28 protein-coding genes are annotated in these 23417 nt (G+C 41.8%); 27 read left to right on the top strand and 1 reads right to left on the bottom strand.

The window, feature by feature from the left end; all coding sequences use genetic code 11:
* Window positions 1-141 precede the first annotated feature (141 nt).
* The 22 genes from AC1TO4_RS05175 (at window position 142) to AC1TO4_RS05070 (ending at window position 17719) form a co-directional block, all read left to right on the top strand.
* The gene (locus tag AC1TO4_RS05175; RefSeq protein ID WP_482101885.1) at window positions 142-414 is read left to right on the top strand and encodes an HU family DNA-binding protein; all 273 of its coding nucleotides are present in this window, start codon (window positions 142-144) and stop codon (window positions 412-414) included.
* A 176-nt stretch (window positions 415-590) separates the two neighbouring features.
* Entirely contained in the window at window positions 591-1163 is a 573-nt protein-coding gene (gene folE / locus AC1TO4_RS05170; RefSeq protein WP_482101884.1) for a GTP cyclohydrolase I FolE, read from the top strand.
* 68 nt (window positions 1164-1231) lie between these two features.
* Window positions 1232-1453, top strand: coding sequence for a trp RNA-binding attenuation protein MtrB (mtrB, locus tag AC1TO4_RS05165; RefSeq protein WP_482101883.1), 222 nt, complete (start codon window positions 1232-1234; stop codon window positions 1451-1453).
* Window positions 1454-1501: 48 nt separating this feature from the next.
* Window positions 1502-2236, top strand: coding sequence for a heptaprenyl diphosphate synthase component 1 (locus tag AC1TO4_RS05160; protein ID WP_482104446.1), 735 nt, complete (start codon window positions 1502-1504; stop codon window positions 2234-2236).
* Window positions 2237-2253: 17 nt separating this feature from the next.
* Window positions 2254-2952, top strand: coding sequence for a demethylmenaquinone methyltransferase (locus AC1TO4_RS05155; protein WP_482104445.1), 699 nt, complete (start codon window positions 2254-2256; stop codon window positions 2950-2952).
* A gap of 24 nt (window positions 2953-2976) precedes the next feature.
* Window positions 2977-3951: a polyprenyl synthetase family protein gene (locus AC1TO4_RS05150; RefSeq protein WP_482104444.1), complete on the top strand. Its 975-nt coding sequence runs from the start codon at window positions 2977-2979 to the stop codon at window positions 3949-3951.
* 83 nt (window positions 3952-4034) lie between these two features.
* The gene (ndk, locus tag AC1TO4_RS05145; RefSeq protein ID WP_482101879.1) at window positions 4035-4481 is read left to right on the top strand and encodes a nucleoside-diphosphate kinase; all 447 of its coding nucleotides are present in this window, start codon (window positions 4035-4037) and stop codon (window positions 4479-4481) included.
* Between the two features lie 224 nt (window positions 4482-4705).
* Complete coding sequence (locus AC1TO4_RS05140; RefSeq protein ID WP_482104443.1) at window positions 4706-5476, top strand: CheR family methyltransferase; 771 nt, start codon at window positions 4706-4708, stop codon at window positions 5474-5476.
* Between the two features lie 112 nt (window positions 5477-5588).
* Window positions 5589-6770: a chorismate synthase gene (gene aroC / locus AC1TO4_RS05135; RefSeq protein ID WP_482104442.1), complete on the top strand. Its 1182-nt coding sequence runs from the start codon at window positions 5589-5591 to the stop codon at window positions 6768-6770.
* Window position 6771: 1 nt separating this feature from the next.
* Entirely contained in the window at window positions 6772-7878 is a 1107-nt protein-coding gene (gene aroB / locus AC1TO4_RS05130; protein ID WP_482104441.1) for a 3-dehydroquinate synthase, read from the top strand.
* Window positions 7878-8240: a chorismate mutase gene (gene aroH, locus AC1TO4_RS05125; RefSeq protein WP_482104653.1), complete on the top strand. Its 363-nt coding sequence runs from the start codon at window positions 7878-7880 to the stop codon at window positions 8238-8240. Before aroB ends, aroH begins: the two co-directional genes overlap by 1 nt.
* Window positions 8241-8269: 29 nt before the next feature.
* Entirely contained in the window at window positions 8270-9373 is a 1104-nt protein-coding gene (gene hisC / locus AC1TO4_RS05120) for a histidinol-phosphate transaminase (RefSeq protein WP_482104440.1), read from the top strand.
* Entirely contained in the window at window positions 9370-10470 is a 1101-nt protein-coding gene (locus AC1TO4_RS05115) for a prephenate dehydrogenase (RefSeq protein WP_482104439.1), read from the top strand. Before hisC ends, AC1TO4_RS05115 begins: the two co-directional genes overlap by 4 nt.
* An 18-nt stretch (window positions 10471-10488) precedes the next feature.
* Window positions 10489-11790 carry a 3-phosphoshikimate 1-carboxyvinyltransferase gene (gene aroA / locus AC1TO4_RS05110; RefSeq protein ID WP_482104652.1) on the top strand — a complete coding sequence of 434 codons (1302 nt, stop codon included), beginning with the start codon at window positions 10489-10491 and terminating at the stop codon, window positions 11788-11790.
* A gap of 38 nt (window positions 11791-11828) precedes the next feature.
* Window positions 11829-13094, top strand: a complete 1266-nt coding sequence (locus AC1TO4_RS05105; protein ID WP_482104438.1) for a tetratricopeptide repeat protein — start codon at window positions 11829-11831, stop codon at window positions 13092-13094.
* A 1-nt stretch (window position 13095) separates the two neighbouring features.
* Window positions 13096-13647 (top strand): ReoY family proteolytic degradation factor, encoded by a 552-nt coding sequence (locus tag AC1TO4_RS05100; RefSeq protein WP_482104437.1) that lies wholly within the window; start codon window positions 13096-13098, stop codon window positions 13645-13647.
* Between the two features lie 57 nt (window positions 13648-13704).
* On the top strand, window positions 13705-14154 hold the full coding sequence (locus AC1TO4_RS05095; protein WP_482104436.1) for a YpiF family protein: 450 nt from the start codon (window positions 13705-13707) through the stop codon (window positions 14152-14154).
* A gap of 144 nt (window positions 14155-14298) precedes the next feature.
* On the top strand, window positions 14299-14805 hold the full coding sequence (locus AC1TO4_RS05090) for a QcrA and Rieske domain-containing protein (protein ID WP_482104435.1): 507 nt from the start codon (window positions 14299-14301) through the stop codon (window positions 14803-14805).
* A 23-nt stretch (window positions 14806-14828) separates the two neighbouring features.
* Window positions 14829-15503 carry a menaquinol-cytochrome c reductase cytochrome b subunit gene (qcrB, locus tag AC1TO4_RS05085; protein WP_149579895.1) on the top strand — a complete coding sequence of 225 codons (675 nt, stop codon included), beginning with the start codon at window positions 14829-14831 and terminating at the stop codon, window positions 15501-15503.
* A 41-nt stretch (window positions 15504-15544) separates the two neighbouring features.
* Window positions 15545-16312, top strand: coding sequence for a c-type cytochrome (locus tag AC1TO4_RS05080; protein ID WP_482104434.1), 768 nt, complete (start codon window positions 15545-15547; stop codon window positions 16310-16312).
* Window positions 16313-16377: 65 nt separating this feature from the next.
* Window positions 16378-16977 carry a lipoprotein heptaprenylglyceryl N-acetyltransferase LhaT gene (gene lhaT / locus AC1TO4_RS05075; protein WP_482101868.1) on the top strand — a complete coding sequence of 200 codons (600 nt, stop codon included), beginning with the start codon at window positions 16378-16380 and terminating at the stop codon, window positions 16975-16977.
* Between the two features lie 73 nt (window positions 16978-17050).
* A complete protein-coding gene (locus AC1TO4_RS05070; protein ID WP_482101867.1) occupies window positions 17051-17719 on the top strand; it encodes a zinc metallopeptidase in 669 nt (222 codons plus the stop codon).
* Window positions 17720-17887: 168 nt separating this feature from the next.
* Here the strand turns inward: AC1TO4_RS05070 and AC1TO4_RS05065 are convergent, their stop codons facing one another.
* Window positions 17888-18760 carry a YitT family protein gene (locus AC1TO4_RS05065; protein WP_482104433.1) on the bottom strand — a complete coding sequence of 291 codons (873 nt, stop codon included), beginning with the start codon at window positions 18758-18760 and terminating at the stop codon, window positions 17888-17890.
* 106 nt (window positions 18761-18866) lie between these two features.
* Here AC1TO4_RS05065 and AC1TO4_RS05060 point away from each other — a divergent pair, with 106 nt between their 5' ends.
* Genes AC1TO4_RS05060 through AC1TO4_RS05040 form a run of 5 tightly spaced genes read left to right on the top strand, consistent with a single transcriptional unit; the run spans window position 18867 to window position 23325 of the window.
* On the top strand, window positions 18867-19205 hold the full coding sequence (locus AC1TO4_RS05060) for a nucleotide pyrophosphohydrolase (RefSeq protein ID WP_482101865.1): 339 nt from the start codon (window positions 18867-18869) through the stop codon (window positions 19203-19205).
* Window positions 19202-20002, top strand: a complete 801-nt coding sequence (dapB, locus tag AC1TO4_RS05055) for a 4-hydroxy-tetrahydrodipicolinate reductase (protein WP_482104432.1) — start codon at window positions 19202-19204, stop codon at window positions 20000-20002. The genes AC1TO4_RS05060 and dapB overlap by 4 nt, the downstream gene beginning before the upstream one ends.
* 41 nt (window positions 20003-20043) lie before the next feature.
* Entirely contained in the window at window positions 20044-21177 is a 1134-nt protein-coding gene (gene bshA / locus AC1TO4_RS05050) for an N-acetyl-alpha-D-glucosaminyl L-malate synthase BshA (RefSeq protein WP_482104431.1), read from the top strand.
* Complete coding sequence (locus tag AC1TO4_RS05045) at window positions 21174-22364, top strand: CCA tRNA nucleotidyltransferase (protein ID WP_482104430.1); 1191 nt, start codon at window positions 21174-21176, stop codon at window positions 22362-22364. Before bshA ends, AC1TO4_RS05045 begins: the two co-directional genes overlap by 4 nt.
* A complete protein-coding gene (locus AC1TO4_RS05040; RefSeq protein WP_482101861.1) occupies window positions 22342-23325 on the top strand; it encodes a biotin--[acetyl-CoA-carboxylase] ligase in 984 nt (327 codons plus the stop codon). The genes AC1TO4_RS05045 and AC1TO4_RS05040 overlap by 23 nt, the downstream gene beginning before the upstream one ends.
* Window positions 23326-23417: the final 92 nt, after the last annotated feature.

Raw genomic sequence — 23417 nt, 5'->3', positions numbered from 1 at the left:
CGGATCTTTTTCTGTTTTTCGCCCTTAAAGTGCATGATATTGGCAGTTTCGCGATAATATTGTTGCGTCAGAGATTTTCTTGTGATACTCTTTTTACAGTATTAGAAGCTAGCTAATGCCCTTTGAGAGGAGGTGAATGGTGTGAATAAAACAGAATTGATTACCTCTGTAGCTGAAGCAGCAGAATTAACTAAGAAAGATGCTACAAAAGCTGTCGAAGCTGTATTCGATACGATCCAGTCTACTCTTGCTGAAGGTGAGAAAGTACAATTGATCGGTTTTGGTAACTTCGAAGTTCGTGAGCGCGCAGCACGTAAAGGTCGTAACCCGCAATCAGGAGAAGAAATCGATATCGCAGCAAGCAAAGTTCCCGCTTTTAAAGCTGGTAAAGCGCTTAAAGACGCAGTTAAATAATCTTTGAATTTACATAGGAGTCCGTCCATAGCATCTGTTTTTCAGATGCTTGGGGCGGACTTCTTTCCAATTTCCAACTAAAACACAACATATAAAGTAAAGGAACTGTACGGAGTCGAGGGAGTGTGCTACTATTTTTGTTGGAATAACTTTATATCCGATTGGGGAAGATTCGTATGAAGAATGTTGTCGATTATGAGAAAATAGAGAAGGCAGTTTCAATGATTCTCGAAGCAATCGGTGAAGATACCGAGCGTGAAGGTCTCATAGATACGCCGAAGCGGGTTGCGAAAATGTACGCCGAGATGTTCGAAGGCTTAAATAAAGATCCTAAAGATTATTTTGAAACGGTTTTCAACGAAAACTATGATGAAGTAGTACTTGTGAAAGATATACCATTTTACTCAATGTGTGAACATCATCTTGTGCCGTTTTTTGGTCACGCTCACATTGCATACATACCGCGTGATGGTGTTGTCGCTGGTCTTAGTAAACTAGCTAGAACTGTTGAAACAACTGCAAGGAGACCTCAACTTCAGGAACGTATTACATCCACTGTGGCTGATACCTTAATGGAGATGCTGAATCCGGTCGGTGTTTATGTCGTAATCGAAGCTGAACATATGTGTATGACTATGAGAGGGGTAAAAAAACCCGGTTCCAAGACTGTAACTACAGTAGCGCGTGGTATTTACGAAAATGACGATGTTAAGCGCGGGGAAATCCTATCTCTTATCAAAATGTCCTGAGACCTTTGCGGGCAACTCCTTTTCTATGATATGATAAAACCGTTAAAGATTAGACAGGAGAGGTGAAAATGACACAAACCGACTATATCGTAATTAAAGCTAAGGAAGACGGTGTCAATGTAATCGGTTTAACTCGTGGGAACGACACGAAGTTCCATCATACGGAAAAGTTAGACCGTGGTGAAGTGATGATCGCACAATTTACTGATCATACGTCAGCCATGAAGATTCGTGGAAATGCAGACGTTCATACCGCATATGGTGTCTTAACAAGCGAAGGGAAAGACTAATTCGCTTGATACAATTTTCATTAGACGTCATTGAATGGAGATTCGACGATGGAAATACAAAAAACTAAAGCACATATTGAAAATTATATACTTGAGGTTGAGCGATCAATTTACGAGCCAATTATAGATAGAGATGTAGGGCGAATGTCCGTAGACTCTATCAAATCTTTCTTTCTACTTTTGCCTTTGTTAAACGGGGAAAGATGGAATGATCGTGTAAATACTGCAGCAGTTGCGGTCGGTGCAGTACATGCAGCGTTTGATGCGCATAATTCAATCGATGTTTCCAACGCCACGTCGAGACAGCAACAACTTAAGGTATTGTCAGGAGACCATTTTAGTGGTGTTCATTACCGGCTTCTAGCTTCTCTCCCCGATTTCGGTTTTATCCGTTCATTGTCTGAAACAATCGGTCGAATTAACGAGAAGAAGGCAACTTTTCATAACCGTTTACCGGACAGTCCGGATAAACTGGTGGAAACCGTACGCATTATCGAAGCAGGATGTATAACGGATTTTTTACTTACATTTGGATTTTCGGAATACGTCCCCATTGCAAGTGCAGCATTGCCGCTTATGTGGCTTGAGGGTATTAAATCAGATGGTACAACTAATTGGGAATACAATTCGAGTAGCGGGTTGAAGTCTCACAATATGGAAATAGCGATAGAACACCTTCGTACTGAATTGCAAGTAGCGGTCGACTCGGCTGATTTCCTCGAACCTTTCTTACAGCAGAAGATCCGTGATTTTTCGGTCCCGCTCCTTGGTAAACTGAATTGAGAAAAGAGGCATGACTCTTGTCACTATCAAAAGAAGAGAAAGTCCATAATGTTTTTGAAAAAATATCTATCGATTACGATAAGATGAATTCTGTAATTAGTTTCAATCAGCATAAAAAATGGCGTGATGACATCATGTCCCGTATGGCTGTTCACAAGGGTGCACATGCACTAGATGTCTGTTGCGGCACTGCAGATTGGACGATTGCAATTGCAGAGGCGACGGGGATTGAAGGAAGCGTTACCGGCCTAGATTTCAGTGAAGGGATGCTGGAAGCTGGACGCCCTAAGGTCGCAAATCATCCAAATATTAATCTCCTACAAGGGAATGCAATGGAATTACCATTTCCGGACAATTCCTTTGATTACGTGACAATTGGTTTTGGTTTGCGCAACGCACCAGATTATTTGACGGTTTTGAAAGAAATGAATCGGGTTTTAAAGCCGGGCGGCATGGTAGCTTGTCTGGAGACATCTCAAACCGAACTACCGGGTTACCGACAATTATTCCGTTTTTATTTTAAATTCATCATGCCTATTATGGGGAAATTATTCGCGAAAAGTTTTAAAGAGTATTCGTGGCTTCAGGAGTCAGCGAATGATTTCCCGGGAATGAAGCAGCTTGCCCAGCTCTTCACAGAAGCGGGATTCGTAGACGTTTCATATAAGTCATATAGTGGTGGCGCGGCGGCTGGCCATGTGGGTTATAAACAATAAAGACCGCAGGGGAAGGTAATCGTTTTGGAGAAATTGAAGTTAATGTCGCTTTATGCCGATTTCCGGAAGGATCTCGCTTATATAGAAAAGGAACTTGAACGATCCGTCAATTCATCTTCCCCAATTATACGGCAAGCATCGCTCCACTTGTTGCGTGCAGGTGGCAAGAGGATTCGACCAATTTTTGTGATTCTAGCTTCCAAATTTGGTACTTATTATTTGGAAGACGTGGCAAAAGTAGCTGTTTCACTTGAATTGGTTCACATGGCATCGCTTGTGCATGACGATGTTATTGATGACTCAGATATACGTCGTGGCCTAGAGACGGTAAAGGCGCGGTGGGATAACAGAATTGCAATGTATACTGGGGACTTTATCTTCTCACGTGCACTAACATCCATAGGTGAAATCGAAATTCCGGCAGTACATCAACTACTTGCAGTAACTATGTTAGAGATTTGTAAAGGTGAGATCATTCAGATTGATCATCAGCGAAAAACTGATCAGACAATTCGAGATTACTTACGTCGTATTAAGAGAAAAACTGCACTTCTCCTATCATCCAGTTGCGAACTGGGGGCATTGGTTTCCGGAGCAGATCCTGCAATTGTTAGGAAATTACGTCGTTTTGGTTATTTTGCTGGAATGGCTTTTCAAATTGTAGACGATATTCTAGATATTACTTCCACGGACAAAGCGCTTGGAAAACCTGCAGGAAGTGACTTGTTGAATGGACACCTGACGTTACCAGTCTTATACATAAAAAATGATGAAAAGTTTAAACCTTTCATGGAGCGTTCTTTTAACGGTACATTGACGGAATCAGAACGCGATGAAATGTTAACTTATATAAAAAGTACGGATGCTATTGAAAAGGCTCAGGCTGTTAGTGACTTGTATTTGCAAAAAGCAATGGCTGAACTACTACCATTGCCGGAAGGTGAAGCTAAAAAGGCGTTTATGCAAATATCGGCTTTCATTGGTACACGTAAGTATTAATGCGCTAACAGTTGAAAAATCAAGCATCGGGTGGTACGATCGAAAAGGAGAAATCCTGATACATACAAGAAGGAGTGTTAATAATGGAAAGAACATTTTTAATGGTTAAACCTGACGGAGTTCAACGTAATCTAATTGGTGAAATTGTAGGTCGTTTCGAAAGTAAAGGTTTCCAACTTGTAGGCGCTAAGCTTATGACAATCTCACAAGAGCTTGCTGAACAGCATTACGGCGAGCATAAAGAGCGTCCTTTTTTCGGTGAGTTAGTAGATTTCATCACATCTGGTCCTGTATTCGCTATGGTATGGGAAGGTGAAAATGTTATTTCTGTTGGTCGTCTTATGACAGGAGCAACAAATCCAAAAGAATCAGCACCTGGCACAATTCGTGGAGACTTCGCTGTTACTGTTGGTAAAAACATTATTCATGGTTCGGATGCTCCAGAATCCGCTGTACGTGAAATTGGTCTTTTCTTTAAAGAAGAAGAGCTAATCACTTATGACAAATCAATGAACAACTGGATCAATTAATTACACTGAACAGCCGTGCGAATGACGCACGGCTGTTTTTGTTATTTGTCTTTACGTAACCCCGCAGTATGACTCAATACTTTAAACACTTAGCGTCGAATGCATCAATTTGTGTACTTTGGCACGCGCTAAACGCCTGTAAGTTGGCTTCTCTTGTATTTGTTCTTCCGAAAATGCTTCCAATCCGTTATAATAGTTAGAATATAGGGACGGGAGGAAACATATTGCCGGATTATGCTTTATTTATAGCAAATATTAAAAGAATTACTGGAATAGACCTATCACTCTATAAAGAAGCGCAGATGAAAAGAAGACTCACTTCTCTTTATGAAAAACGAGGATTTGGGGATTTCATCGAATATTACGACGCTATACATAATGATAAGGTATTACTTGAGGAATTTCTTGATCGTATGACAATCAACGTCTCAGAATTTTATCGCAATGCCCAGCGGTGGGATGCACTTGAAAAAAAGATTTTTCCTAAACTTCTTTCTGAGAATAAAAAACTAAAAATTTGGAGTGCTGCTTGCTCGACTGGGGAAGAACCGTATTCAATCGCACTCGTTTTATCATCGCATGTACCGCTACATGATATTTCCATATTGGCGACAGACCTTGACTCGGGTGTAATTGAACGTGCAAGAGTAGGTCTTTATCCTGAGAGGGCATTAAAGGAAGTACCTTATCCTGTAGTAAAACAGTACTTTGTCAATGAAGGTCATCATTATCAAGTGAAGGATGAAGTTAAAAGGACTGTGACGTTCAAACAGCAAAATTTGTTGAAAGACAGATACGATTCAGGATTCGATTTAATTGTATGTCGAAATGTCATGATCTATTTTACAGAAGAAGCGAAACATCAAATTTATATGAACTTTTCCAAGGCATTGAAACCCGGCGGGATTTTATTTGTAGGTAGTACTGAACAAATTTTTAATCCCACAAAATATGGTTTTGAATCAGAAGATACGTTCTTTTATAAGAAAATTTAAGGTATCCGGGTAGATTCCGGATATTTTTCATATTAACATATAGTCAAATGTACTTTACTTTGGTAAAGTGCTATAAACGAATGATTGATCATTCGTCAGAGGAGGAAATGGAATGAGGTACTTCACAGCTGGAGAATCACACGGTCCGCAACTAACTGCAATTATTGAAGGGCTACCTGCCCAAATGGAATTAACTGCTGAAATGATTAATGGAGAACTTTCAAGACGCCAAGGTGGACATGGACGCGGAAGACGTATGCAAATAGAAAAAGACCAAGTCGTCATATCGTCAGGTGTCCGTCATGGTAAAACGTTAGGTTCACCTGTTACATTGACGGTCGTTAACGATGACTGGAAACACTGGACATCGATTATGGGTGTAGAACCGCTTTCAGAAGATGTTAATCCTGCTGATGTGAAAAGGCAGATCACCCGACCGAGACCGGGCCACGCAGATCTTGTCGGAGGCATGAAATACGGTCATCGGGATCTACGCAATGTTCTAGAACGGTCTTCCGCGCGCGAGACAACGATGCGCGTCGCTATTGGTGCGGTTGCTAAGCAGTTTCTTCGGGAACTCGACATCCATACTGTCGCACACGTAACGGAAATTGGAGGAGTAACAACCAATCCAGATACATATGCAAGAAAAGGGACTGAAGAGCTAAGGGATATCATTGAAAACGATCCTGTCTATTGTGCAGACCCTGAAGCTTCTAAATTGATGGTCCAAGCCATTGATGATGCAAAAGGCCGCGGAGACACTGCAGGGGGCGTCGTAGAAGTAGTTATTGAAGGCTGTCCGCCTGGAATCGGTAGCTACGTCCAGTTCGACCGTAAGATGGACGGTAAACTTGCAGGAGCGATGATGAGCATCAATGCATTTAAAGGTGTGGAAATTGGACTCGGATTTGAAATGGCTAAAATGCCAGGCAGCAAAGTCCATGATGAAATCGCTTGGAGTGAGGAACTTGGATATTACCGGAAGTCCAATCGTTTAGGTGGTCTTGAAGGTGGAATGACAACAGGCATGCCGATTGTCGTCAGGGGAGTCATGAAACCCATCCCGACGCTATATAAACCACTTGAAAGCGTTGATATCGAAACGAAAGAACCTTTTGTCGCAACAATCGAACGCTCTGACCCATGTGCGGTACCAGCGGCTTCAGTTGTGGCCGAACATGTCATCGCAACAGAGATGGCAAAAGCAATCATGGAAGAATTCCGTTCGGATACAATGGATGGCTTGAAAAAGGAACTTGAAGAATACAGACGGTATGTAAAGGAGTTTTAACATGGGGACACTTTCTGTTAATATCCAAAATCATGAATACGGTGTCCATTTCGGTAAAGATGTATACAATCTATTTGCGACCGACTACGCTGGTTTACTAGCAAGTGCGGACCGTATTGCAATCATTGCTGATGAATCGGTTGCTGACCTCCATTTACCACTTTTACAAAAGGCATTGGAGTCTGCGAATCGTGAAATCGCCGTGAAAACGGTCCCGTCTGGAGAAAACTGTAAAACATCTGCCGTCTACGTCGATTGCCTTTCCTTTCTGTTGAATGAAAAATTCACGAGGGATTCCCTTATTATCGCTTTCGGCGGCGGAGCTTGCGGCGACCTGACAGGGTTTGTTGCAGCGACGTTCATGAGAGGAATAAGGTTTCTCCAATGCCCCACGACGATTTTAGCGCATGACAGTGCGGTAGGCGGCAAAACAGCAATCAATATGCCTGAAGGTAAGAATATGGTCGGTTCATTTCATCAGCCGGTCGGTGTTTTGTTTAACACATCGCTTTTTGAATCGCTACCGCCGCGTGAGATTAGATCCGGCATGGCTGAATTGTTGAAACATGCATTTATTTCGGATCAGGAATGGACGCTTGCATTACTAGACAATCCGTCCTTTTCACAACCCGATTTCGATTGGCTGTCAAGCGAATTGTTACGGGGGACAGAAGTGAAAGCGAAAATCGTAGCGGAAGATGAATTTGAGCATTCTGTACGAAAATATCTTAACTTCGGCCATACATTCGGCCACGCGGTGGAAGGGGTATGTGGGTTCGGTGGTTTAAGCCATGGAGAGTCTGTAATGATTGGTATGGCGTACAGCCTAATCTTGAGCGAAAGTCATGGTTCTGTGAATGAAGAGATGACAACTCGTTTCATCAGTTTCGCCAAGAAGCATGGCTACACTTTCCAACCTGTCCATGAACATGCATTCGATATATTCATGAATTATATGGAAAAAGATAAAAAAGCTTCTTTCGGCAAACTGCATTTTGTTTTGCTAGATGGAATAGGAAATCCCTTTGTGAAAGAATTATCAAAAGAGCAATGTGAAAATGCTTTCAATCTATTGAAGCAAAGAACAGAAGGAGATGAGAAGCTGTGATGGTTAGAGGAGTAAGAGGAGCGACTACTGTCGAATCCGATGAAGAACAATCAGTTCTAGAAGCGACGCAAGAACTTGTTGAAGAAATGGCGAAAGAGAACGCTATCTCTCCAACCGATATTATTTCTGTCCTTGTGTCTACTACGACGGACGTCAAATCGACATTTCCTGCAAAAGCGGTCCGTTCAATCAATGGCTGGATGTACGTCCCAGTCATGTGTACGAATGAAATAGAAGTGCCGGGAGCTATGCCGTTATGCATTAGAATTCTTATGCATGTAAATACAGATACTCCGCAACAGCTTATCAAACATATCTATCAAAATGAAGCTGTAAAACTACGACCGGATTTGCAAAAATAATAACGTGAAAATTCACTGGAGGGATTTACATGAACTGGAAAAAAGCACTTGATGGAATGTCTCCATATAAACCTGGTAGATCAATCGAAGAAGTGACAAAGCAGTACGGATTGAAAGAAGTTATAAAACTCGCTTCAAACGAAAACCCGTATGGCTGTGCTCCTTCTGTAAAAGAATTCATGGCAAAAGCTTCCATTCAACATGAAATCTATCCGGACGGCCATGCCAGTGCGTTACGAAGTAAATTGGCCATACAACATTCTGTGACAGAAGATACAATATTGTTCGGAAACGGTTCTGACGAAATTGTGATGATCATTTCACGGGCACTCCTCAGTCCAGAAGTGAATACAGTGATGGCGACACCGACTTTTCCGCAGTATGCTCATAGCGCCAAAATTGAAGGTGCCGAAATAAGGGAAGTTCCTTTGAAAACTGATGGACAACATGATCTTGATGGATTTCTAAATAAAATCGACAGCAAAACTACCGTTGTTTGGGTATGCAATCCTAACAATCCAACGGGGAATGTCATACCGAGCGCCGACTTGAAAGCTTTCTTGGAACAAGTTCCTGAAACTGTTCTCGTTGTTCTTGACGAAGCCTATTTTGAGTACGTGACAGCTTCTGATCATGTCGATTCTGTGTCGTTGCTAGAGCAATATCCTAATGCAATCGTGTTGCGTACGTTTTCGAAAGCATATGGTCTAGCAGCATTCAGGGTAGGGTATGCAATCGGCCACCCTGAAGTCATCACTAATCTCAACAAAGTGAGAAACCCGTTCAATAACAACTCGTTTGGAGTGGTGCTTGCTGAAAAGGCATTAGATGACGCGGCATTCATTGAGAAGTGTCGTGAGTTGAATCGTCAACAAAGGGAACGATTCAAGGACTATGCTGGACGTAAAGGCATCCACATCTATGATTCTGAAACAAATTTCGTCCTAATTCAAGTACCGGGCGATGCAGATGAAGCTGCAGAAAAATTGTTACAGCAAGGATTTATCATACGGAGCGGAAATGCGCTTGGAACGCCAGGATATGTCCGGGTGACAATCGGAACGGAAGAGCAGACCAGCAAATTCTTTGTTGCATTTGATTCATTGCTGTCTGTAGAAGGTTCTCACGCATGAGTTCACATGTAACCATTATCGGTCTCGGATTGATCGGGGGATCGCTGGGTCTAGCTCTAAAAAGAAGGTCGGACATACAGGTGACGGGATTTGACCAATCGCCAAAAACGTTGGAAGAAGCCTATCGAAGAGGGATCATCGATAGAATTGCCCCTACCGTTGAAGAAGCTTGCTTGCACGCAGATTATATTTTCTTTGCCACCCCTGTAAATACAACGATTGGTATGATACAGGAGGCAGCTACCTGGGAATTGAAGGAAGATGTCATAATCACTGATACAGGCAGCATAAAAGGCTCGATTATGAAAGTTGCATCTGCTTTAATCGAAATGGGAATTACGTTTATAGGAGGCCATCCTATGGCGGGTTCCCACAAAAGTGGTGTCTCGGCGGCAAAAGAACAGTTGTTTGAAAATGCTTATTACATATTGACACCTGATTCTCGGACACATATAGAAAAAGTTGAACGCCTGCGTAAATTATTAGCACCGACGAAAGGGAAGGTTGTCGTACTTGATGCTGAAGAACACGATCGGATGACGGCTATCGTCAGCCACTTTCCACATCTGATTGCTTCATCTCTAGTAGGACGGCTTGCACTTCAACAAGAAGATCAGCCGTTCGTCCAAGAACTTGCTGCGGGAGGGTTCCGTGATTTGACCCGAATTGCTTCTGCTGATCCTGTCATGTGGCGGGATATCACAACTCAGAATAGGGAAGAGCTATTACAGCAACTTGACGGTTGGTTTGTGGAAATGAGCAATGTTCGGGAGATGTTACTGTCAAATGATCCGGAAAAAATATACGCCTATTTTGCGGAAGCTAAAAAGTTCAGAGACGATTTACCATTAACTTCGCAAGGCGCACTCTATATGACATTTGATTTGCATATAGATATCCCGGATCACCCCGGCATTATTTCTGAAATCACAAAAATACTTGCAATTGAACGAATTAGTATAACTAATATCCGAATCGTCGAAACACGGACGGATGTATACGGAATTCTTGTGATCAGTTTCCAAACTGCAGAGGATCGAGTACGCGCAAAAACGTCTCTATCCAAAACAATGGATTATAGTATGTACATAGTATAAGGGGGGCTTTTGGTGGGAATGAAAACAGTGGAATTTGATAAACCAGTATTGTTGGGTGAAATAGCCGTTCCAGGGGATAAATCAATCTCACATCGTGCAGTAATGCTTGGCTCCATCGCGAAAGGTCATACCCAAATCACTGGCTTCCTGGACGGGGAAGATTGTTTGCGTACAATTGACATTTTCCAACAACTCGGAGTAGAGATTGTTAGAAATGGTACGGATGTCTCGGTGAATAGTCCTGGAATGGAAAATTGGAAAACACCAATAGATAATCTTTATGCCGGTAATTCTGGAACAACAGCGAGGTTATTACTGGGAATACTTGCAGGATCGAATATCAAATCCGTTTTGACGGGAGACGAATCTTTGTCTATGCGCCCCATGAATAGAGTAACATTGCCATTGGCAGCGATGGGCGCCTCCATAGCAGGTGAAGTAGACGCCAATCTTCTGCCGATCTTAATTGAAGGAGGGCCTCTCACGGCGATTGATTACGAAATGCCAGTTGCAAGTGCCCAAGTAAAATCGGCAATCATATTTGCTGGCATGAATGCTCAAGGGACAACTACGATTACAGAAAAGACTGTTTCGCGCGATCATACCGAGCGTATGTTAATGCAATTTGGAGCAACCATTCATGTGGAAGGAACAAAGGTTAGTGTTACAGGGGGAGATTCGCTCCTGGGTACAGACGTTGTTGTTCCGGGAGACATTTCATCTGCTGCATTTTTCATGGCTGCAGCCGGAATGATACAAGGAAGTTCTATCACATTTAAAAACGTCGGACTTAATCCTACAAGAACAGGCATACTGGATGTACTTAAGGATATGGGTGTTAGTGTTGAAATCTTGGAAGAGACAGATGGAGTCGGAGAACCGTATGGCACGGTCAAGGTCACTTATGCAGAATTACGGGGTACAGAAATCAGTGGCGACTTAATACCAAGATTGATTGATGAGTTGCCTGTTATTGCGCTCATGGCTACGCAGGCGCAAGGTATTACGATAATTAAGGACGCAGGCGAACTAAGAGTCAAAGAAACAGACAGAATTGCCGCAGTCTCGTCAGAATTGAACAAGCTTGGTGCTAACGTTGAAGCGACCGAAGATGGAATGATTATCCATGGACCAACACCGTTAACAGGGGGGACACTCGCTTCTTACGGTGACCATAGATTAGGTATGATGGCGGCAATTTCAGCGCTTATTGCATCCGGTCCCATTCAAATTGAAGAGCCTGAGTGCATAGCCATTTCATATCCAGGTTTTTTTGACAACCTAGAAAAACTAGCCACCCAGCCAAATAAAAAAGGATAACTGAGTAATGTATATATCGTGAAAGAACAGGTGAAAATATGGGACAGTTAGAAGAGATTGAGCAGTACATCTTAGAAGGAGAAGTAGAAGCGTTGAGCAGCACGGTTGATCAGTTGAACAAATCGACCGATTTTGATTTGCTCTATGAAGCAGCGGGACTGTTCGCCAGTTACGGATTCATGGAAGAAGCCGATCAACTATACGAAACTTTGCGCTTCCATCTTCCAGACGAAGCTCAATTGAAGATAGATCGAGCCGGCACATTACTTGAGCTTGGCGAAGAGGATGAAGCGCTCCTGTTGCTTACCGATGTGAGTCCGGATAATGAAGAGTATGTACAGGCACTGTTGGCATTAGCCGATTACTATCAAATGTCCGGAATGGCGGAAGCTGCGCTTTCGAAGATTAAGGAAGCTTATGAAATCGATTCAAATGAGCCAGTTATTCGCTTTGCTTATGCGGAATTACTTCTAGGTTCAGGAAAGTATGGAGAGGCAGCTCGGTTATACCTTGAGTTACATGAAGAAATGGATGAAATCGGTGGCATTCGTATTTTATCTAGACTGGCTGAAACGTATAGCGCAGGTGCGGCTTATGAAGAGGCAATTCCATATTACGAGGAATTAATGGAAGATAATGCATTACCGGATACGCTTTTCGGTGCAGCATTTGCATACTATCAAAGCGGTAATCCTGAAAGGTCGGTTGCGCTTCTCGACAATTTAATTGAAATGGATCCTGATTATTTTTCTGCCTATATGCTTGCGGGACAATCTTTGTTGTTGGTGGGCGAAGACCGTAGAGCATATGAGATGTTTAAAGCTGGAATTCGCAGAGATGAATTTGTCAAAGAACTACAATTGATGGCGGGGAAATCTGCACTGAAACTAGGTCTGCCCGAAGAGGCGGAAGGACACTTGAAAGAAGCGCTCGTTCTCGACCCTGAATATAGTGAGGCACTTATAACACTTGCATCATTGTATAACGAAAGAGAGCAAAACGAAGAATTGCTAGATCTTCTTTCATACATGAAAAATGACCAGATAGACATCCCTTTATTGGATGCATTTATGGCATATGCGTATGAGCGTGAAGAACAATTTGATGATGCATACGCGTCCTATAGTAAGGCATATATTGGGTTAAAGGATGATCAAGGGTTTCTCGGAAACTATGCAAAATTCCTGCTTGAAGAAGGGAAACGCGATGAGGCCTTTGAAGTTATCAAAGAGATAGTTAAAATTGTTCCCGTTGATGAGTATTGGAGAGCTTTCCTGGAAGCACAAAATGACGAGGAGGGGTGACATGACGGCCATGGTTCCTGTCGCCGCTAAAAAGGACTTTGTACGTTGGTTCTTAAAGCGGTACAAATTGAAGCGCCGTGAATGTGTGTGGATTTTGAACTATCTTCTAAGCCATGAGCACCTTCTACAAAACGTTCACTTTACGGATGAAGCGCATTACTGTCCCCGGGCAATGGTGATTTCAACTACAGGTTCGGAGAGCATCCCGTTCCGCTTTTATAAAGGAAATCTAATGACTGCAGATGCTGAGAAATCATTTCATGACCTAAGACTCCACCCTGATGACAAAATGTATATTCAGCTTAATTTCCCGAACAGTCATTCTTGCCCAGAGTATGCGAGCGTCAGAGAAGAGAATCCATTTCTTCCAACCTATCTACAAGTGAGTGAAAGTGATCGAAAAGTTGCGGAAAAATTGCTTGAAGAGAGTGTCGCTGCAATGACCGTAGATATGCTAATGAAAAGAGTGGATGAAGCGCTTGATTCGAATGACAAAGAGCGGTTTATCGCGTTATCTGCGACGTTGAATGACATGAAGATAGCAAAGGAATGATGACTCCATCCACCTAGATGGAGTTCTTTACTTATTTTCGAAGGAGGTTTTATTGAGATGAACTGGACAGCTAAAGATATGGATACATATTTGCAACAGAAAGAATATATCGATACACTGATTGTACCCTTGCTTAAAGTAGATACAGAGCCAGGCAACATGAAAAGTAGTGCATCATCATCTGAGTTTCTGATGCACCTAACAACATTTATCGAAACACAATTTAAAGGCCGTATGATGCTTATGCCGCCATACGCATATACGCAGTCTACGAATTTATCAGAAATGGCTACAACATTGACTCGAGACCTTTCGTTAGCACCTTTCAAATATGTGTTTTTCTTAACGACTGATTCTTCTTGGACAAGTATTGAAATCGAAGGCGAAATCATCTGGCTACCACCGATTCCACTTGAAAGTATGGACCCACAACTTAAAAAATCAATTATTGAAGATCAGCTGCGACAAGTATTGCCAAGGTTCATGGAAAAGTGGTCAGAACAGTAAAATTCGATATTTGTTCACAAACTTAATTCTATTCAGAATGCATGATTGAATTTCCTTTAGTATTGATATATCATAGATATGTCCTAGTATTACAATTAGCAATAGAATGTCCGTTGGACTGACCTTTAAGTAAGAGGAGGGAAAATGATGAGCAAGAAAGTGTCAAGACGCCAATTCATGAGTTATACACTTATGGGTGTTGGTGGATTCATGGCTTCTGGAATGTTAATGCCAATGGTCCGTTTTGCAATTGATCCAGTGTTGCAGAAGACAGATGAAGGAGATTTCATCCCGACTCCGCAAAAAGTGGACGAGCTAACGGAAGTACCAGTTCGTGTCGATTTTACTATTAAAGATCGAAAAGATGCCTGGTATACATCTGACGTAGCAAACGCTGCCTGGGTTTATAAAGAAGGCGATACGGTCATCGCGCTTTCTCCTGTTTGTAAACACCTTGGTTGTACAGTGAACTGGGGCGGCGATGAAAAGCATCCAGACAAATTTTTCTGTCCATGCCACGCAGGACGTTATATGAAAAATGGTGACAATGTACAAGGAACGCCACCGCTCGGGCCACTTGACGTATTTGACGTTAAAATCGAAGACGGTTTCGTGTATCTCGGAAAAACAAAACCGAACACATTAGTTTAAAAATGTAAGGGGGTACGACCGAAGTGCTAAATAAAATTTATGATTGGGTTGACGAACGGTTGGATATCACCCCGATTTGGCGCGATATCGCTGACCATGAAGTACCTGAGCACGTAAACCCTGCACATCACTTTTCTGCATTCATCTATTGTTTCGGAGGACTGACATTTTTTATTACTGTCATCCAGATTCTTTCTGGCATGTTCCTTACAATGTATTACACACCGGACATTGAAAATGCATGGAAATCCGTTTATTACCTTCAAAATGAAGTAGCATTCGGTGAAATTGTGCGTGGTATGCACCACTGGGGAGCGTCGCTTGTTATCGTTATGATGTTCCTACATACGCTGCGTGTATTCTTTACAGGGTCTTATAAGAAACCACGTGAACTGAACTGGGTTGTCGGAGTCTTGATCTTTATGGTCATGCTTGGCCTAGGGTTCACAGGATATCTACTGCCATGGGATATGAAAGCACTGTTCGCTACGAAAGTAGGAATTGAAATTGCAGCTTCAGTCCCGTTCATCGGTGAATCGATTAAAGTACTTCTTGCTGGAGACACGACGATTCTCGGTGCACAAACATTAACACGTTTCTTCGCGATTCATGTATTCTTCTTACCAGCTGCTTTGCTTGGGTTGCTTGCAGCACACTTTATCATGATCAGAAGACAAGGTATTTCAGGACCTCTATAAAATACAACAGGGTCCAATGATTTTAAAAAGGAGGGGACATTATGCATCGCGGAAAAGGGATGAAATTTGTCGGAGATTCGCGCATTAAGGCTACTAACAAAATGCCGAACGTCCCGAAGGATTACTCAGAGTATCCGGGTAAAACAGAAGCTTTTTGGCCTAACTTCCTATTGAAAGAATGGCTGATTGGTGCTGTTTTCCTTATCGGGTATTTAATATTGACAGTTGCTCACCCGTCCCCGCTTGAACGTCAAGCGGATCCAACGGATACAATGTACATGCCGGTTCCGGACTGGTACTTCCTTTCAATGTACCAATTATTGAAGTATCAATTTGCTTCTGGACCATTTAATGTAATCGGTGCAATTGTTATGCCAGGACTTGCGTTCGGCGCATTGATGCTTGTACCATTTATGGATACGACGAAGGAACGACGTCCATTTAAACGCCCTCTTCCAACAGCATTTATGCTTCTGTCATTTGCAGCTTTGTTCTATTTGACTTGGGAATCATATGTGAACCATGACTGGGAAAAGCAAAAAATACAAGGTGCGATTGTTGAGGAAGTAGAATTTGACACTGAATCAGAAGGTTATCAGATTTACGCTGGAGCATCCTGTATCGGTTGTCACGGGGATGCATTCCAAGGTGGATTAGGTAAGCCGTTAGTAAATACCGGTCTTTCTACTGAGGAAGTTATCGATATCGCTCATGATGGTGTTGGAGATATGCCTCCTGGAACTTGGGAAGGCTCAGATGAAGATTTGCAAGTACTTGCCGAATTTATTTCAGGCTTGAAAAGCGAGTAATGTAAAAGAGTCAGGAAACTGACTCTTTTTTTCTATATATAATAAGTAATTTGGGAGAGGTACCTATGAGGTTAATACTACAGAAAATTTGGCTCGTTCTATCTCATAAATCATTTCTTTGGATACTGTTCTTTATAAACTTACTTGGCACAGTTTTTGGATATGATTGGTATATGTGGCAACTAGAAATAACGGAGCCGAAGTTCTGGGTTTTCGTACCGGACAGTCCAACTGCAAGCTTGTTTTTCACACTTGCAATCTTCGGCTGGCTTATCGGAAGGAATTTTAAACTCATTGAAGCACTTGCACTAATAACACTCGTTAAATATGGACTTTGGGCGGTTGTCATGAATATCCTGACGCTAATCGAGACAGGCGAAATTGGCTTGATGGGCTGGATGCTCATTGCATCACATTTTGGAATGGCAGTTCAAGGTGTGTTATACAGTCCTTTGTATAGATTTTCTTTCGTCCATATTGCGATTGCGGCTATTTGGACACTCCATAATGATGTCATTGATTATGTGTATGGACAGATGCCGATTTACCACGACCTAATGAAACATATGGAACACATCGGTTATTTTACATTCTGGCTATCCATTTCCTGTATTATGCTTGCTTTTGGGTTGTGGAAGAACAGGACAAAAGCTGTCATATGGTAATTGCAATCAGTTGCGGTTGAAGTGAGTTCATTATAGAATAGAACTTACAGAGAAATAGGGGAGGAAGCTGATTATGTTTTGGATTTACCTAGGTGCAATAATTTTATTGCCTCTTTATGCCCAATTCAAAGTGAAGAGAACATACAAAAAATATTCTAAAATACGTTCAACTTCAGGAATGACAGGTGCAGAAGTTGCCCGACTTATTCTTGATAATAATGGTTTGCAGGACGTGCAAGTCGTTAAGACAAATGGGTTTTTGAGTGACCATTATAACCCACTAACGAAAATCGTAGCGTTGTCACCACATAATTTCGATGAAGCATCTGTAGCGGGAACAGCAATTGCTGCCCACGAAGTAGGCCATGCTATACAGGATAAGGAAGCGTATGCATTTCTACGTTTTCGTCACCGTTTAGCACCAGTTGCAAATATTACTTCAAATGCGTCATGGGTTTTCATTATGATTGGTTTGTTTTTCTCGAGCATGAATTCCATGCTTGGAATTGGTATTGCCCTGTTGGCAGTCGGAGTACTGTTTCAAGTTGTTACATTGCCAGTGGAATTCAATGCCTCATCCCGTGCCATGAATGAGGTTGTCTCTCTTGGCATCATCCGTAATGAAGAAGAAGGACATGCGAAAAAAGTGTTGAGTGCAGCAGCGATGACATATGTTGCAGCAACAGCGGTTGCAGTAATGGAATTGGTGCGTTTACTCTTAATCTTTACGAACAGAGATTAATCATAAAAAGTCCGTCCCTCGTTTTTCGGGGGACGGACTTTTTGCTTTAATAGAAACCATTAAATATAGCACCGTGAGAGATTCCTATAATGTAGATTTTTCTTCTTGGCTTAATGTCTGACGTTTCAGTAGGCAGCGCGATGTGGTTAGTACCATCACACCGCCAATCTAGCGCTCTAGAGGGCGTTTTTGTTCATCTAGCGTAAAACCTTCGCCCATGACATCGTGAACATCGGTTAGAGAAACAAATGCGTGTGGATCCACGGATGTAATAATGTTTTTTAAACGAACAAGTTCATTTTTTCCAACAACACAATAAAGAATTTCTCTATCGGACTTTGTAAAATGACCGTAACCTCTAAAAACAGTGACACCGCGATCCATATCCGCTGTAATTTTTGTAGCGATTTCATCTTGTAATTCAGAAATAATGAATGCCCCTCTAGCTGCATAGGCACCTTCTTGAACAAAGTCAATGACTCTGGAACCAACAAATAGTGCAACGAGCGTATACATCATCGAGCGATGGTCGAGATAAACGGCCCAAGAAACCAAAATGACAAGCGCGTCGAATAAAAACATTGTCTTTCCCATACTCCAACCAATGTATTTATGGGCGAGACGTGCGATAATATCAACACCACCTGTTGTACCTCCATTCCTAAAGATGATTCCGAGTCCGACACCGATAAACACGCCTGCGAACAGGGAAACCAGGAACATATCATCTTTTAAATGGATATCAATCTGATAAATCATGAAAACTTTCAGGAAAATCGACACTGCGAAAGTTCCAATAACCGTATAAATAAATACTTTTTTACCTAACAATTTCCATCCGATAATGAACATTGGAATATTCAGGAGAAGATTCATTATTGCGGGATCCCAATCGAAAGCGAACAGTAGAATCAGTGTAATCCCAGTGAATCCTCCCTCAGCAAGTTCATTTTGAATGTTGAAGTGAACGAGTCCGAAGCTGAAAATTGCAGAACCGAGAATGATGAAAAAGATATTTTTGAACTTAATTCCTTGAAACATTTCGTGCACACCTTCCTTTTTAAAACGCTAGGGTTATTATCGTCTATAATTTTTATTTTGACAATACTGTTATTAATTAATACGATGGTAGTGGGAGTTGACGCAAATGGAACAATCACAAACAATGGAGAACTTACAACAAGAAGTGGATCTGTACATTAATAGCTTTGAAGAAGGTTACTTCCCACCGATGGAACTAGTTGCTCGGATGACTGAAGAGCTTGGAGAATTATCGCGAGAAGTGCAGCATGTATACGGCATGAAAAAGAAAAAATCCACTGAAGCGGTAAAGTCACTTGAAGAAGAAACTGGAGATTTGTTGTTTGTTCTAATTTGCTTCGCTAATTCACAAGGAATCAGTTTAGAAAAAGCACTTACGGATGTTCTCGAAAAATTCAAGAAACGGGACGCCGATCGCTGGACCAAAAAGGAGGAAATGATTTGACGATAAAAGTTGCAATCGCTGGGGCACGCGGCCGTTTAGGTAGCGCAGCATTAGTATCAATTATGAATACGCCTAATATGGAAGTCATTGCTATTCTGGATTATAAGTACGATGGACAATTTTTACATGGAACTGATGTAAATGAAGAGCCGGGAGGTATTCCAATTTATACTTCTCTTGAAGGATTGGCAAATACGAATAAGCCTGATGTACTCTTAGATGTTACTGATCCGGAAGCTGTTTTTAAAAATGTTCATGATGCAATAACCCTAGGAATCCGACCAGTCGTCGGCACATCCGGACTCTCTAAGGATAATATTGCCCTTTTAACAGAGTTGGCAGCCAACAATCAGACGGGAGGCATTATTGCCCCGAACTTTTCTATTGGAGCCGTGCTTATGATGAAGTTTTCGGCAATAGCAGCACGTTACTTGGGTGATGTCGAAATCCTAGAAATGCACCATGATAAAAAAGTCGACGCTCCTTCAGGAACTGCAGTGAAAACTGCCGAAATGATTAACGCGGTCAGAGAAGAACATATACAAGGACACCCTGATGAAAAAGAACATCAAGCCGGTGCACGCGGTGCAGATATAAAAGGCATGAAGATACATAGCATACGACTACCCGGGTTACTTGCACATCAGGAAGTATTGCTCGGCGGAGACGGCGAATTGCTTAGTATCCGCCATGATTCATTCAATAGGAATTCCTTCATGCCAGGAATTCTTATGGCCATACACAATGTCATGGAACGAAAAGACCTTGTCTATGGACTAGAGAATTTTATCGATTAATACTAGAAATATATAACTGTAAATCGGAAGGGGTGCTGTGATTGAAAAAATTGAAAGTAGGTGTCATCTGCTATCCATCCCTCGGGGGTTCCGGAGTAGTCGCGACTGAACTCGGTAAAATGATGGCGGAACGAGGCCACGAAATGCATTATATTACATCCAGCAAACCATTCCGTTTTCTGGACGCACATCCTAATATTCAATTTCATGAAGTTACAATTGATGGCTATTCGGTATTTAAATATCCTCCCTACGATATTGCGCTGGCCAACCGCATTGCAGAGGTGATTGAAACAGAAAAACTAGATCTTCTGCATGTTCATTATGCTGTACCCCATGCTATATCTGCGGCACTCGGCAAAGATATGGCAAATTCCACAATTGGTGTTATTACAACACTACATGGAACAGACGTAACGATTCTTGGCCATGATCCAGGACTTAAGAATACAGTTCGTTATGGAATTGATAAATCAACAATTACAACCACAGTTTCTGAGTCTCTCCGCCTTGAGACCTTAGAATTAATCAAACCGAAAAGAGATTTGATGACAATATATAATTTCATCGATGAAAACAAGTATCGGCCATTGGATCCCGGGGCTTTGAAAATTGACTTGGGAATCAAACCAGAAGAAAAAGTTATTATCCATATTTCAAATTTCCGGAAAATCAAACGGATTCCCGATATTATACACAGTTTTAAGGAAATAATGACAGAGATTGACGTAAAACTGATTTTGGTCGGGGATGGACCCGAGCGAATTGATATGGAAAAGCTTGTGATGGAGTTAGGTTTACAGGGAAATGTTATATTCACTGGAAAAAGGGATGATTTACCTGAGCTATTGGCAATCAGTGATTTAATGTTCCATTTATCGGAAAAGGAAGCTTTCGGTCTTGTACTATTGGAGGCACTTGCTTGTGGAGTTCCATCTATCGCAACAGATACGGGTGGAATTCCAGAAGTAATTAATGATGGTATCAATGGCTTTATTGTAAAAGTAGGAGACAGGCATGCAGCGGTTGAAAAAGCGCTCATGTTATTGAAAGACAGAGAATTGCATGCAACTTTCAGAGAAAATGGTTTGGCTACTGCATCTGATAAGTTCCATTCATCCACAATTGTCGACCAGTACGAAAATCTTTATTATGAAGTGGCGGGAAATAGATGACAGTTAATTTCGGATCTGCACCTAGCCGTGAGGTTATTCTTTCACTTGTAAGTGCGGGATATGAAGCTGTTTTTGTTGGAGGCGCAGTGCGCGATTCTTTGTTAGGTAAAAATCCAACAGATATCGACATTGCTACTTCTGCTGAACCTGCAGAAGTGAGAGCAGTATTTCCGATGACCGTAGATATAGGGACCAAACATGGAACTGTGCTTGTGCTGATGAAAGGTGAACCTATAGAAGTAACGACATACCGGACAGAAGGCTTATATACAGACCATCGCCGCCCTGATGAAGTACGTTTCGTAAAATCTTTAGCGGAAGATTTACGGCGCCGAGATTTCACGATGAATGCACTCGCAATGACAATTGATGGAGAACTGATTGATCTCTTCGGTGGCAAAGCGGATATGACGAAACGAATTATCCGGGCCGTAGGAAATGCTGCAGATCGATTTAAAGAGGACGCGCTTCGGATGTTCAGAGCAATTCGATTCACTGCTGTCCTAGATTTTGAAATCGAAGAAAAGACATTTGAAGCAATCCGTCTCAATGCTGAACAGATTCGATACATTTCTGTAGAACGGTTAAAATCTGAAATGGATAAATTATTTTCCGGCAATTATCCGATAAAAGCTTTTCTATGCATACAAGAAACAGGGATAGCTTCACATTTACCATTATTTCCGACAGACATAGAGAAACTAAATAAGACTGCACCTTTTGAAACGCCGAGTGAAGGCTGGGCTTGCTTTATGGTTGCGGGCAACTTCTCACCATCAGAAATCGTAAAAGCATATAAATTGTCGAACGTTGATAGGATGTTCCTTAGTTCAGTAAATGATGTATACGCAAATCGACTAAATCGACAATTTACTGTTGACGACTATTACTTAAATGATTTGTCAGTCCTTTTAACGACGGAAAAGATTTTTTCGACGTTCCATACTCACCAAGAAACAATTTTGGCTACAGAAATTAAACGAATGAAAGAATCGCTACCAATTCAGTCAATAAAAGCTCTTGCTGTCGATGGTCAAAAACTGATGGAATGGACAAATCAATCAGGAGGCAGATGGCTTGGTGAATGGATTGGGAAGATTGAAAAAGCTGTCCTACACGGTTCACTTGAAAATGAGCCCAATGACATAAAGGAATGGTTTCTAAATGAATTCACTGGTAAAAAATGAATTGTTAAAAAGGTTGTTTGACGCAGAAGGTGAACCCGTTTCTGGACAAGAGATTGCCGACCAGTTCGGGTTATCGAGGACCGCCATCTGGAAATATGTAAAAGAACTTGAAATAGAAGGTTACGAAATAGGGACAATTCGAAAAAAAGGTTATTATCTCATCAACTCACCAGACCGGGTGAACGAAGCAAATGTACAAAAACATTTGAATACTAAAAGTTTTGGTCGACACATCCATTACTTTGATACGTGTAAATCGACACAATTCATTGCACATGATGAAGAACAGAATGGTGCACTTAATGGAACTGTTGTTATATCTGAAGAACAGACTGCTGGGAGAGGCCGAATGGCTCGTCCGTGGAACTCTACAGCGGGCAAAGGTATCTGGATGAGTGTAATTACCAGGCCGACATTAACGCCGCAACAAGCGCCACAGATGACGTTAGTTGCGGCGGTTGCAGTTACGCGAGCCATTCAAGAAATGACAGGAATCGATCCAGATATTAAATGGCCGAATGACATTTTGATCAACGGTAAAAAAGTGACTGGAATATTAACTGAACTTCAGGCGGACCCTGATCAAGTAAAAGCAGTTATTCTAGGAATCGGTATGAATGTGAACCAAGAAAAAACGGATTTTCCGGAAGAACTGCAAGACATTGCGACATCCCTTAAAATAGTTACCGGTAAGTCGGTCGACCGAGCGCAACTTATTGCAAAAACCCTCGGATTTCTCGAACTCTACACAGACTTGTATGTTAAACACGGTTTTGGACCAATCAAGCTGTTATGGGAAGGCTATTCGAACACAACGGGGAAACAGATACGAGCTGTCATGTTGAATGAAACAATTGTAGGTACTGCACTTGGGATATCGGATGATGGGGTCTTAGAATTGAAGCTCAGTGACGGTACAATTCGAGGAATCTATTCAGCAGATATTGAAATCACAAAGTGATAGGTATACATTGAACTTTCAATTTGTTATAGTAAATCCAAAGGGCGGTATCTATTGTGAGCTGCACCACTTTTGAAATACGAATACCTAAA

This window comes from Sporosarcina sp. Y838, from assembly GCF_056786515.1.
The sequence above is the reverse complement of the archived record's forward strand: the minus strand, read 5'-3'. Positions and strand labels throughout refer to the sequence as shown.

Coding starts and splice junctions, on each gene's coding strand:
- AC1TO4_RS05100 (WP_482104437.1), top strand. CDS start 13,096: ATGACGGCCATGGTTCCTGTCGCCGCTAAAAAGGACTTTGTACGTTGG.
- folE (WP_482101884.1), top strand. CDS start 591: ATGAAGAATGTTGTCGATTATGAGAAAATAGAGAAGGCAGTTTCAATG.
- AC1TO4_RS05040 (WP_482101861.1), top strand. CDS start 22,342: ATGAATTCACTGGTAAAAAATGAATTGTTAAAAAGGTTGTTTGACGCA.
- hisC (WP_482104440.1), top strand. CDS start 8,270: ATGAACTGGAAAAAAGCACTTGATGGAATGTCTCCATATAAACCTGGT.
- AC1TO4_RS05080 (WP_482104434.1), top strand. CDS start 15,545: ATGCATCGCGGAAAAGGGATGAAATTTGTCGGAGATTCGCGCATTAAG.
- AC1TO4_RS05095 (WP_482104436.1), top strand. CDS start 13,705: ATGAACTGGACAGCTAAAGATATGGATACATATTTGCAACAGAAAGAA.
- lhaT (WP_482101868.1), top strand. CDS start 16,378: ATGAGGTTAATACTACAGAAAATTTGGCTCGTTCTATCTCATAAATCA.
- AC1TO4_RS05065 (WP_482104433.1), bottom strand. CDS start 18,760: ATGTTTCAAGGAATTAAGTTCAAAAATATCTTTTTCATCATTCTCGGT.
- aroA (WP_482104652.1), top strand. CDS start 10,489: ATGAAAACAGTGGAATTTGATAAACCAGTATTGTTGGGTGAAATAGCC.
- AC1TO4_RS05115 (WP_482104439.1), top strand. CDS start 9,370: ATGAGTTCACATGTAACCATTATCGGTCTCGGATTGATCGGGGGATCG.
- AC1TO4_RS05105 (WP_482104438.1), top strand. CDS start 11,829: ATGGGACAGTTAGAAGAGATTGAGCAGTACATCTTAGAAGGAGAAGTA.
- ndk (WP_482101879.1), top strand. CDS start 4,035: ATGGAAAGAACATTTTTAATGGTTAAACCTGACGGAGTTCAACGTAAT.
- aroH (WP_482104653.1), top strand. CDS start 7,878: ATGGTTAGAGGAGTAAGAGGAGCGACTACTGTCGAATCCGATGAAGAA.
- aroB (WP_482104441.1), top strand. CDS start 6,772: ATGGGGACACTTTCTGTTAATATCCAAAATCATGAATACGGTGTCCAT.
- AC1TO4_RS05090 (WP_482104435.1), top strand. CDS start 14,299: ATGATGAGCAAGAAAGTGTCAAGACGCCAATTCATGAGTTATACACTT.
- AC1TO4_RS05160 (WP_482104446.1), top strand. CDS start 1,502: ATGGAAATACAAAAAACTAAAGCACATATTGAAAATTATATACTTGAG.
- AC1TO4_RS05060 (WP_482101865.1), top strand. CDS start 18,867: ATGGAACAATCACAAACAATGGAGAACTTACAACAAGAAGTGGATCTG.
- aroC (WP_482104442.1), top strand. CDS start 5,589: ATGAGGTACTTCACAGCTGGAGAATCACACGGTCCGCAACTAACTGCA.
- AC1TO4_RS05070 (WP_482101867.1), top strand. CDS start 17,051: ATGTTTTGGATTTACCTAGGTGCAATAATTTTATTGCCTCTTTATGCC.
- mtrB (WP_482101883.1), top strand. CDS start 1,232: ATGACACAAACCGACTATATCGTAATTAAAGCTAAGGAAGACGGTGTC.
- AC1TO4_RS05045 (WP_482104430.1), top strand. CDS start 21,174: ATGACAGTTAATTTCGGATCTGCACCTAGCCGTGAGGTTATTCTTTCA.